We start from the raw sequence: 10230 nt of genomic DNA on the forward strand, positions 1-10230 counted from the left end.
GAGGAGACGATGACGATGAACAAGTCGAGCGCGGTCCGGTTGCTCGGCGGTCTCGCCGTCACCGGGACGCTGCTGCTCAGCGCGGCCTGCGGAGGCGGCGGCGACGGCGACGGTAAGGCGAACGCGAGTTCCACCAAGAGCGCCGGCACGGACCAGATGTCGGCCTACCGCGCCTGCCTGGAGAAACAGGGCGTCACGATGCCGAACCGCGGCAACAGGCCGGGCGGCGCCCCCACGGGCCGTCCGAGTGGTGCCCCCTCCGGGCGTCCGAGTGGCGCCCCTTCCGGCCGTCCCAGCGGTGCGCCCACCGGTCGCCCGTCGGGCGCTCCGTCCAACCGTCCCACGCGCTCGGCCGCGCAGCAGAAGGCCATGCAGGCCTGCGCCTCGCTGGCTCCGCAGGGCGGCCGGGGCGGCAACGGCGGCCCGCCCGGCGGCAACGGGAACGGCGGTCAGAACGGCGGCGCCCCCGCCTCCTGACCTCCGGCCGGGCCGCGGCCCGGCCGGAGGTCGGAACGCGGGTCCAGACCTGGAGGTAGCGCGAACCGGCCATATGAAACGCGCGCTCGCAAACCCCTGTGGCGATGCGCGCCGGTGGGGCCCGTCCACCTCCGCGGGCCCCACCGCCCATCTTCGCGCTTCGCCTCCCAGTGCACGGGACGTGCGGACGCACCCCGCCCGGCACCCCGCCCGGCACCCCGCCCGGCACCGCGGCCACCTCGCCGGCGCCCGGCACGATCAGGAAAGTGCATGGCGTCCTGGACCGTCCGCGCGGCCGGATGGAGGACCTCATGACTCGGCCGCCTGCGTCTTGCGCGGGACGGCCAGGACGGGCAGCAGAGCGGCCAGCAGGATCGCGGCCGTCCACCAGAAGGTCTCGGTGAAGGCGCTGGTGAGCAGCGCGGGCGTCTGGGCGGTGTGCTGGGCCGCGGCCTCACCGAGGCTGCCGCTCGCGCCGGGGACCTCGTCCCGGATGGCGATCTGCAGCACGACGGCCATCAGCGCGGTACCGAACGAGCTCCCCACGCGGATCAGGATGTTCGCGCCCGTGGTCGCCGCACCCACCGCCTGGCGGGGGAGCCCCTGGTAGCTCGCCGCCATGAGGGACGGCGCGATCATGCCGTGCCCGAGGCCGATGACGAGCATCGCGCCCATGATGACGGCCCGTCCGGTACCGGGGTCGAGCGTGGTCAGGACGAGGGCGCCGAGCAGGACGAGCAGCACGCCGGCGGCGGCGATCCAGCGCCCGCCGAACCGGTCGACCAGCCGCCCGGCCACCGACATGGTGATCATCGCGCCGACGCCCATCGGGGCCAGCAGCCAACCCGAGTCCAGCGCGGACTCGCCGCGGACGATCCGGGCGAACAGCGGGATGAGGATCATCAACCCGAAGACGGACGCGCTGTACAGGAAGAACCCGCCCGTGGCGGTGGTGAACGCGCGGGTGCGCAGGTGGCGCAGCTCGATGAGGGCTCCGTCGCCCTTGCGGAGCGCGTGCACCCCGAACGCGACCACGAGTACGGCGCCGCCCGCGACGCCGGCGAGGAAGCGGCCCCCGGTGAGGCTCGCGCCGTTCCCGGCCTCCGACAGGCCGTACACCAGGGCGGCCAGTCCGGGCGACAGCAGGAGGATGCCGGTGACGTCGAGCCGCGCGTCCGGGTCGCGTTCGGTGTCGCGCGGGAGCATCCGGACGGCCGCCAGCAGTGCCGCAGCGCACAGCGGGATGTTGACGTAGAACATCCAGCGCCAGCTCAGGTGGTCGACGATCGCGCCGCCCAGCAGCGGGCCGAGCACCGGGGCGAGCATCGCGGGAACCGAGACGATGCTCATCACCCGGCCCATGCGCCCGGGACCGGCCTCCTTGGCGAGCATCGTCTGGCCGACGGGCATCAGCATCCCGCCGCCCAGCCCCTGCAGAATCCGGAACAGGATGAGGGACGGCACCGACCAGGCGAGCCCGCACAGCAGCGAACCGCCGATGAACAGGCCGAGCGATACCAGCCACATCGTCCGGGCGCCGAACCGCCGCACCGACCAGCCGGTCATCGGGATCGCCATGGACAGCGCCAGCGTGTAGCCCGTCACGACCCACTGGATCGTCGACAGCGAGGTGTCGAAGTCCTTGCCGAGGGCGGTGACCGCGACGTTGACGATGGTGCTGTCGAGCACCGTCATGATCACGCCGAGCACGACGACGATCGCGAGATTTCGCAGGTGGGGGTCGATTCCCGGCGACGCGTCAGGGGGCGCCTTCCGAGTCGTGAGCATGGCTTCCTCCGGTTTCCGTACGCCGTATCGCCAACACCGTACACCGTCTCGCTCGATCTGTACACCGTATCGATACGCCGTCTCGGTTAGGATCGTCGACGTGGCAGAAAGCAGTGATCAGCCGGGTCGCGAGACGACTGGGAGCGAGCCGACCGGGCGCCGCGAGCGGACGGAGCCGGACGAGCAGACCGAGTCGGACGAGCGGACCGAGCGGGACGAGCGCGAACGGTCCGAGCGCCGCGAGCGGGCCCGGCCCAACGACGTCTGGGCACGTCCGCGCGGCGGCCGCCGTCCGAAGCTGACGCGCGAGGCGATCGTCGACAAGGCGATCGAGATCGCCGACGCCGAGGGCCTGGACGCCGTCTCCATCCGGCGCGTCGCGTCCGAGTTGGGCGTGCGGGCGATGAGCCTGTACACGCACATCAACGCCAAGGAGGACCTCTTCGACCTGATGTACGACGTGGTCGCCGAGGAGGTCCTGGTCGAGGGCGGGCTGCCGGACGACTGGCGCGAGGCGATGGTCGAGATCGCCCGGAAGGAGCGCGCCGCCGGCCTCCGGCATCCGTGGATGTTCGAGCTGGCCGGCCGGTCACCGCGCATCGGGCCGAACGGGTTGCGGCACTCCGAGCAGTCGATGGCCGCCGCCGCCAGGCTCACCGACGACCCCCGGGAGATGCTGGCCATCGTCACGACCGTCGACCACTACATGCTCGGTTTCGTCCTCCGCGAACAGCGGATCCGCGAGATGGGGACGACGGAGCCGGGCGAGCCGCAGCAGAGCGTTCTCGAGCAGGCTTACATCCGGAAGCTCCTGGAAAGCGGTGAGTTCCCCTATCTCAGCTCCGTCTTCGACTCCGGGCTCTACAACCAGGAGGATTTCGACCTAGGCCTCAAATGGCTGCTCGACGGCATCGAACACGGTCATCGGGGGAAGTGGCCTTCGGCCACCGCTCCGACGTAGCGTAGGCGCCGGGGTACGTGCCGCTACGACGAGACGGGGTCCAGGTGCGGGCAGCGAGATTCATCGGCGTGGCCATGGCGGCGACGCTGGCGGCGGCGACCGGATGCAGCGGCGGGGATGGCGGCGGGGGCAAGGAGGCGACGGCCGCCACATCGCCGGGCACCGCCCCGTCCGGGCTCGGCGCCTTCTACGGGCAGAAACTGGCCTGGAAGAGCTGCGGCGGCGGCTTCGAGTGCGCGACCGCCCAGGTCCCGCTCGACTACGCCAAGCCGTCCGGTGAGAAGGTCGGGATCTCCATGATCCGGCTCCCCGCCCAGGACAAGTCCGCCCGGATCGGCTCGCTGTTCACCAACCCCGGCGGCCCCGGCGGTTCCGGTGTCGACTTCGTCCGCCAGGCCGCCTCCAGCTTCGGTGCCGACCTGCGCAAACGCTTCGACATCGTGGGCTTCGACCCGCGCGGCGTCGGCGCCAGCGACCCCGTCCGCTGCAACACCGGACCCCAGCTCGACAAGTTCTTCGCCGCCGACTCCTCGCCGGACGACAAGCAGGAGGTCGACGCCTTCGCCGGGCTGAGCGAGCAGTTCGCGGGCAACTGCAAGGCCAAGGCGTCCGCCGAACTGCCCTACGTGGGCACCAAGGACGCGGCCCACGACATGGACATCCTCCGCGCCGCCGTAGGCGACCCCAAGTTCACCTACTACGGAGCGTCCTACGGCACCTACCTCGGCGCCATCTACGCGGAGGAGTTCCCGAAGAACGTCCGCGCCCTCGTGCTGGACGGCGCCGTGGACCCGAAGGAGTCCTCCACCGGCACCCTGGTCGAGCAGTCCAAGGGCTTCGAGACGGCCTTCCGCGCGTTCGCCGACGACTGCGTGAAGTCCGCCGGCTGCCCGCTGGGCACGTCGACGAGCGAGGCCGAGAAGAACCTCACCGCGTTCATGGCCAAAACAGACAAGACCCCGCTGACGAACACCCGCGACTCCCGGAAGGTCACCGAAGCCCTCGCCGTCATGGGCATCGCCACGGCCCTGTACCTGAAGGACTACTGGCCGATCCTGCGCCAGGCCCTCACCCAGGCCATCCAGAAGGGCGACGGGACCCTCCTCCTGACGCTCGCCGACCAGATGGTCGAGCGCAAACCGGACGGCTCCTACAGCAACCAGACGGACGCCAACATGGCCGTCAACTGCGTCGACAAGCCCAACCCGCCGTCCCTCGCCGCCTACAGCAAGGCCGTCGACCAGGCGAAGAAGTCCGCGCCCCACTTCGGCTCCTTCGTCGTCTGGGGCGGCCTGCCCTGCGTCTACTGGCCCGTCCAGCCCAAGCAGCAGCCGCAGCCCGTGCACGCCAAGGGGTCCGGCCCCATCGTCGTGATCGGCACCCTCCGCGACCCCGCCACCCCGTACAAGTGGGCGCAGAGCCTCGCCAAGCAGCTCGACTCCGGCGTCCTCCTCTCCCTGGACGGCGACGGCCACACCGCCTACCTGCAGGGCAACTCCTGCATCACCCAGGCCACCGACAGCTACCTGCTCACGACGAAGCCGCCGAAGGACGGGACGCTCTGCCACTGATAACCAGTGCGCATCCACCCCCGCGGACCCGGTAGACTTCTCGCAGCCGTGTCCGCACGGCGCGCCGCCTTAGCTCAGTCGGCAGAGCGATTCACTCGTAATGAATAGGTCATCGGTTCGATTCCGATAGGCGGCTCCAGCTCAAAGGCCCCTTGCGATCACCGCAAGGGGCCTTTTGCTAACAGGCTTGCTAACAGCAGCGTCTACGCCGCCTCATTCATGACGCGCGCGAACACGTCCGCCGCAGCCACCTCCGCCGACCGGACCACGTGCGCGTAGACCCGAAGCGTGATCGCTGGGTCGGCGTGCCCCAGCCGAGCGGCCACCACATGGACGGGCACACCCGCCAGGAGCAGAGTCGTCGCGTGGATGTGCCGGAGGTCGTGCACCCGAGCGTGAGGGAGCGGCTCCGCCGAACGCGGCCGCTCCGGAGGCTTGTTGTAGGCCCGGATGGTCTTGGTCATCAGCCACCCGACCGTGTCGGGGTGGATCGGCTCGCCCCATCCGGTCGCGAACACGTAGCCGTCTTCGGCTCCCTGCCACTTCTCGCCGACGAGGAGCTTGTCAGCGGCCTGGGCCTTCCGATGCTCCCGGAGCACGGTCACGGTCTCGTCATCGATGCTCACGACGCGAGACCGGCCGCTCTTGGTGGCGCCCTCGATGCGTTCGCCCGCAACGACGCCCGTTGAACCGCTAATCGTGATCTGCTTCGCGTCCAGGTCGAGGCTCGACCACCGCAGATTGAGCAGCTCACCGCGGCGGGCACCGGTGTACGCGGCCAGGTGGTAGAAGGCGAACAACCGGTGCCGGCCAACGGCCCCCAGGAACGTGCGGAGTTGCGCCGTCGTCCAGACCGCGTCCGGTTCGTTGAGTACCGCCTTAGGCCGCTTGGCCCGCTCGACGGGGTTGCTCGGAATCAACTCGTCGACGAGGACGGCGTCACCGAACGCCTTTCGGAGGATCGCGTGCGTCCGCGTGACGGTCGAGATGCCCAGCGCCTTGCCGTTCTCGCCGCCGCCCGTCAGGAGGTCGCGGTAGAGCTTCGTGATCCGGGCCGGGCGCACCGCTTGTAGGCGCAGGCCGCCGATGTGCGGCTTGATGTAGAGCCGGATCATGGTGCGGTAGCTCGCCAGCGTGCGCGGCCGAATCTCGACGGCGTGAGACTCGATCCACTGGTCGAGGTACTCGCCCACTGTGATGGCGTTGCGGTCGATGTACTCACCGCGCCGCGCCTTCACTCGTGCTTCGTCCCGTGCCTCTTTGGCGTCGTCCTCGGTCGGAAAGCCGCCGACCCACTTGGGTTTGGAGATGCCGGTTTCGGGGTCGGTGACGCGGATGACGTAGTACCAGGTCTTGCCGCGTTTCATGACGCCGTCGCGGAGCTTGGGCTGGTTCTTGGCGGGCTTGCGCGGCTCGTCTGGGTTGGCCAGGGCGGTCTTGGTCATCAGGCTGCTTCTCCCATGAGGGTGTTGATGTAGGCGTTGAGGGCGTCGAGGGGGATGCGGCGTGAGCCGTCGATGCGGACGGAGCGGATGGCGCCGGTGGCGAGGAGTTCGTAGAGCTTGCTGCGCGAGATCGAGAGTGCTCGGGCTGCCTCAGGGACGGTCAGCAGGAGCTTGGGCATGCGGAACTCCGTTCGTCGATGGTGAGGGTCGGCAGCGGCTTGCCGGTGAGGGCGGCGGTCAGGAGTGCTTCGCCGGGTGTCATGCCTTGGCCGAGGTAGCGCCAGTGGGAGACGACGAGGACCTGGTCGTCGTCGAAGGGGAGGCGTCCGGTGGTGATCTCGTGGGCGTGTTCGCGTTGGTTGTGTTCGATGCGGGCGGCGCGTAGGCGGCCGAGGGTGGTGGAGTAGCGGCGGGATTTGGTGGAGAAGTGGCCGCGGAAGCCGAGCATGTGAGCCCACTCGGCCAGCCGCAGCCCCGCGTACTCCTCGATGGCACTCAAGCGGAGGCATTCGGCGATGAGTCGCCGTGCGTGTGTGGTCACGGGCAGGTCGGCCAGGTCGTCGGTGGCGCGGATGCGGCGGTCGAGGGTGCCGACGCATTCGGCGGCTTTGGTGGCGTACTTGGCGATGTAGCCCGCCACGGCGTTGTCGGTCAGTTCGCCGGTGGTGGTGATCGGCCGCACGTCGACCTGAGCGCCCCACTCGTGCGTCATGGCGGGGACGTCGCCCGCCGCCGGAGTAGACACCTTGACGGCCCCGGCCGCGTGATCGACGGCCGCCCTGAGAAGCTCATGCGTCGCCCAGGCCGGAGGGGAGGCGTCGGGGCCGCCGGGTCCGTCGAGGCGGATGACGGCGTGGAAGTGGACCAGGCCGCGCCGCTGGTATTCGGCGACCTTGGCGAAGGAGACGGTGAGCACCTCGCGCAGCTCCCGGACGAGCAGGCCCGCCGACCGGGCAACGTAGCGGCGGAAGGCGAGCGTGAACCGCCGCCATAGCTCGGGGGCGTGTGCGTTCCAGAGCACGGCGCCGGTGTAGTCGAAGCAGTCCGGGCAGATGGGTTGCCCGAGGCGGGGGTCTTCGGCGGAGTGCCGGACGGTGCACGACACCGGCCGCCCATGCGGGCAGGTGCCGCCGTTGCGGCGGGGATGGCAGGACACGACCGCACCGCCGGCCCCGGTACGGCGGGAGTGCACCGACCCGAACGACGGCGCGGTGAGCGTGACGAACGCCGCCGGATGCTGCGTCACCGAGTCCGGAACGCCTTTACCGCCGACCAGGCCCGCGCGCACGAGTTGGTAGGTGTCGGCGCGGTAGGTCTCGGCGCAGGCCGGGCACCGCGACGCGCGCCGGGTCTTGCACGCCACCCGCAGCATCCCACCCGGCTCACGCGCGGTCGAGTAGCGGTGCAACACGGCGCCGGTCATCGGGTCGATGTGCTCGACTCCGCCGCGCAGGTGGATCGGTTGGGCGCATCCGCCGGTGGTGTGGGCGCGGCGTGCCCAGGCGCGATAGTCGGGCCGGTTGAAGCGTTCGGCCATGTCGCGCGCGGCAAGTGCGGTGACGTGGGGAGCGGGATGCGGCACGATGGCCAGGTCTCCTATCCGTTCAGGTGGCTTGGGGACGAGCCCCCGGCGCGGCGCTCTTGCTTGGCGGCTTGTGGGCCGCGCCGGGGGCGACTCAGAACGCGGTCACGAACCGCGAGAGGGCATCGGCCAGCAGCGCCAGGCCCGTGAAGATGGCGCGGACGGCGTGCGCGGCGTTCTCGGGTTGTTGAGGACGAACAGGCCCAGCACGAGCCAGAAGGCGGCGAAGCCGCAGCGGCGCAGGAACATCGAGGCATCCCCTCAGCAGGTGTGGCCGTGGCCGTCGCAGTCGGGGCACCTCGACCCGTCGGAGGCGACCCCACCGCCGCCGCAGGTGGCGCAGGCCCAGCCCCACACGGCGCGCATCAGGCCACCCGCCCGTTGCCGCCGTGGTCTTGGTCCTCGTCGAGGCGGATGTTGTCGCGGTAGCTCATGTGCGCGTCGTGCTGTCGGCGCCTGCGGTCGGGGATGTGCACGACGCGGTAGGTGATGCGGCCGAAGGAGCGGGAGGCGGAGTAGTGGCCGCCAAGCGGCCGGTCGTCGTCGGCCTCGACGCCCAGGAGCGCGGCGACGTCGTCGACCAGGGCGGCCGAGCAGGTGTCGTCGCAGTCGCGGGGGAAGACGTCGAAGGTCTCGCCGTACTCGGGGACCGGGACGGCCGGGTTGGCCTCTAGGAAGTCGGCCAACTTGCGCAGGCCGGTGATGACCTGGTGTCGGGCGAACAGGTCGCCGGGGACGACGGGGATCGGGTGCGAGGGCGCGGTCATGGTGGGATGCCTCCAGACGGGTCAGGCGACGGGGACGGTTTCGGTGCGGATCTGGCGGAGCAGGTCGGACGCGAGCTGGTTGGACACCCCCAGCCGGGCGCGCAACTCATCACGGGTGATCGGCTTGCCATGCCGGTCCCGGTGCTCGGAGGCGACGCGGCGCGCGAACTCGACCAGCGGCGCCGCCGGACCGGGTTCGGACGGGGACGCCGCGGATTCGTCGGCGGCCGGGGCCGGGACGGGGATTGCGGTTTGCCCGTCCTGCTCGTCCTGGTCGACGTCGGCCCCGCCGGTTCGGTCGCCCTGGACGCGCTGGGCAGTCGGGACGGGGTCGAGAGTCTGAGGACGGTCGTCCTCCCACACCACCCACGGCGAGGACGGCGCCGAGGCCGAGGAGGGGACGGCGGACGCGTCCGAGGACGGGCCGCTGAAGGAGTCCGGGACGGCCGAGTTATCCAGGACGGGAGCGGACGAGGCTCGCTCAGCCGCAGGCGTAGCAGCTTTGCGGCGTTCGAGCATGGAGACCGCGACGAGGAAGGCCAGGGCGGGGGTGCCGGCGGTGATCCAGCCCCACACCGACCGGTCGGCCTGCGCAAGGTTGGCGGCCAGGGAGAGCAGGATGCCGCCGACCAGGACGAGCGTCGGCCACGACAGCCGCCCCGTCTCCCGGCCCGTCCGCCGGTCTCGTTGGCGTTCTCCGGCGGCCATGACGCAGGTCAGGTCGATGCACACGGCGATGGCCCAGGCCATCCAGCCACGTTGACCGTGGTCGGTGGCGGTGTCGCGGATGTGGGTGAACGACCCGGCCGCCGCGATCCCTGCGAGGATGACGACCGGTGCGGAGTCGGCCACCGCGGCGAGGATGCGTCGGGTCATGCCGCCCGCCGGATGTCGACCAGGGCCAGCAGCGCGGCCATTTCCGGGTCGCAGTGGTGGGTGTCGGCCCAGTCGTCGACCTCACCGGAGCGGGACGAGGCGAAGGAGTCGGTGCACTGTTGGCAGCGGGCGACGTGCAGGGACAGGAACTCATCCCACTCGACCCCGACCGGCCACACATCCCACGACGACACCGAGGACGGCCGGGACGAGCGCGAGGACGGGCCGGAGGACGGGGACGGGACGACAGCGAACCGGGTGCGAGGGCGGGGACGAAGGGCGCGGATGCGAGTGGCCATCGGGCAGCCTCCAGGAGAGGTTTCGGGCATGGGTCGGGTAGGGACGTGGCGCGATCAGGGCTCACGCCGAGCCGCAGGGAAGTGAGGGGCCGGGCGGGTTATGCGGCGGGGTTGATGACCGGGACGGAGCCGACCAGGGCGTTCCAGTCCGGGGTCAGATGCGCGTACTCACGCGCTGCTTGTTCGGCCACATGTTCGGGGACGTAGACCGACCGGGCACGATGCCAAGCGCCGTCCTGGCCGGCGACGATGCACACGCCGGGAGTCTCGGCGGGGATGGCGCGGGCGGCGTCCAGGGCGGCCGGGTCCAGGTCGCCGAGGGTCATGTTCGCGGTTTCGGGGTCGTTGACGCGGTGGCAGACCCGGCCGGAGAGCTGCGCCCGAAGTGCGGTGACGCCGGGGCCGAGGTCGGAGCCGATGCGCTGCCCGCACACGATCAGGTAGACCGCGAACGCCCGGCCGAG

10 protein-coding genes, 1 tRNA gene and 1 pseudogene are annotated in these 10230 nt (G+C 70.9%); 4 read left to right on the forward strand and 8 right to left on the reverse strand.

What is annotated here, in order from left to right; translation table 11 throughout:
- Positions 1-15: 15 nt before the first annotated feature.
- Positions 16-477 carry a hypothetical protein gene (locus tag ABD296_RS15685; protein WP_344267096.1) on the forward strand — a complete coding sequence of 154 codons (462 nt, stop codon included), beginning with the start codon at positions 16-18 and terminating at the stop codon, positions 475-477.
- A 309-nt stretch (positions 478-786) separates the two neighbouring features.
- On the opposite strand, the gene ABD296_RS15690 is transcribed toward ABD296_RS15685, so the two are convergent.
- Positions 787-2265, reverse strand: coding sequence for an MDR family MFS transporter (locus ABD296_RS15690; RefSeq protein WP_344267099.1), 1479 nt, complete (start codon positions 2263-2265; stop codon positions 787-789).
- Between the two features lie 100 nt (positions 2266-2365).
- Between ABD296_RS15690 and ABD296_RS15695 the strand changes: the two genes are divergently transcribed.
- The 3 genes from ABD296_RS15695 to ABD296_RS15705 all read left to right on the forward strand — a co-directional run bounded on the left by ABD296_RS15695 (position 2366) and on the right by ABD296_RS15705 (position 4936).
- On the forward strand, positions 2366-3226 hold the full coding sequence (locus ABD296_RS15695) for a TetR/AcrR family transcriptional regulator (RefSeq protein ID WP_344267102.1): 861 nt from the start codon (positions 2366-2368) through the stop codon (positions 3224-3226).
- A 44-nt stretch (positions 3227-3270) separates the two neighbouring features.
- Positions 3271-4797, forward strand: coding sequence for an alpha/beta hydrolase (locus ABD296_RS15700; protein WP_344267105.1), 1527 nt, complete (start codon positions 3271-3273; stop codon positions 4795-4797).
- A 63-nt stretch (positions 4798-4860) separates the two neighbouring features.
- Positions 4861-4936, forward strand: a tRNA-Thr gene (locus ABD296_RS15705).
- A gap of 64 nt (positions 4937-5000) precedes the next feature.
- Here the strand turns inward: ABD296_RS15705 and ABD296_RS15710 are convergent.
- The 7 genes and pseudogenes from ABD296_RS15710 to ABD296_RS15740 form a co-directional block, all read right to left on the reverse strand.
- Entirely contained in the window at positions 5001-6242 is a 1242-nt protein-coding gene (locus tag ABD296_RS15710) for a tyrosine-type recombinase/integrase (protein ID WP_344267108.1), read from the reverse strand.
- Positions 6242-6421, reverse strand: a complete 180-nt coding sequence (locus tag ABD296_RS15715) for a helix-turn-helix domain-containing protein (RefSeq protein WP_344267111.1) — start codon at positions 6419-6421, stop codon at positions 6242-6244. The genes ABD296_RS15710 and ABD296_RS15715 overlap by 1 nt, the downstream gene beginning before the upstream one ends.
- Entirely contained in the window at positions 6403-7824 is a 1422-nt protein-coding gene (locus ABD296_RS15720) for a replication initiator (RefSeq protein ID WP_344267114.1), read from the reverse strand. Before ABD296_RS15720 ends, ABD296_RS15715 begins: the two co-directional genes overlap by 19 nt.
- A gap of 365 nt (positions 7825-8189) precedes the next feature.
- Positions 8190-8591 (reverse strand): hypothetical protein, encoded by a 402-nt coding sequence (locus tag ABD296_RS15725; protein WP_344267117.1) that lies wholly within the window; start codon positions 8589-8591, stop codon positions 8190-8192.
- 21 nt (positions 8592-8612) lie between these two features.
- The gene (locus ABD296_RS15730) at positions 8613-9467 is read right to left on the reverse strand and encodes a DUF2637 domain-containing protein (protein WP_344267120.1); all 855 of its coding nucleotides are present in this window, start codon (positions 9465-9467) and stop codon (positions 8613-8615) included.
- Positions 9464-9766 carry a hypothetical protein gene (locus ABD296_RS15735; protein ID WP_344267123.1) on the reverse strand — a complete coding sequence of 101 codons (303 nt, stop codon included), beginning with the start codon at positions 9764-9766 and terminating at the stop codon, positions 9464-9466. The genes ABD296_RS15730 and ABD296_RS15735 overlap by 4 nt, the downstream gene beginning before the upstream one ends.
- A 98-nt stretch (positions 9767-9864) precedes the next feature.
- A pseudogene (locus ABD296_RS15740) lies at positions 9865-10230 on the reverse strand (FtsK/SpoIIIE domain-containing protein); the annotation flags it as partial.

The sequence above is a fragment of the Actinomadura napierensis genome (genome assembly GCF_039529375.1).
GTDB classification, from domain to species: Bacteria; Actinomycetota; Actinomycetes; order Streptosporangiales; family Streptosporangiaceae; genus Spirillospora; species Spirillospora napierensis.

Bases quoted from the DNA above. Each gene is read 5' to 3' on its own strand.
- ABD296_RS15710 (WP_344267108.1), bottom strand. From the start codon at position 6,242: ATGACCAAGACCGCCCTGGCCAACCCAGACGAGCCGCGCAAGCCCGCC.
- ABD296_RS15690 (WP_344267099.1), bottom strand. From the start codon at position 2,265: ATGCTCACGACTCGGAAGGCGCCCCCTGACGCGTCGCCGGGAATCGAC.
- ABD296_RS15715 (WP_344267111.1), bottom strand. From the start codon at position 6,421: ATGCCCAAGCTCCTGCTGACCGTCCCTGAGGCAGCCCGAGCACTCTCG.
- ABD296_RS15735 (WP_344267123.1), bottom strand. From the start codon at position 9,766: ATGGCCACTCGCATCCGCGCCCTTCGTCCCCGCCCTCGCACCCGGTTC.
- ABD296_RS15730 (WP_344267120.1), bottom strand. From the start codon at position 9,467: ATGACCCGACGCATCCTCGCCGCGGTGGCCGACTCCGCACCGGTCGTC.
- ABD296_RS15725 (WP_344267117.1), bottom strand. From the start codon at position 8,591: ATGACCGCGCCCTCGCACCCGATCCCCGTCGTCCCCGGCGACCTGTTC.
- ABD296_RS15685 (WP_344267096.1), top strand. From the start codon at position 16: ATGAACAAGTCGAGCGCGGTCCGGTTGCTCGGCGGTCTCGCCGTCACC.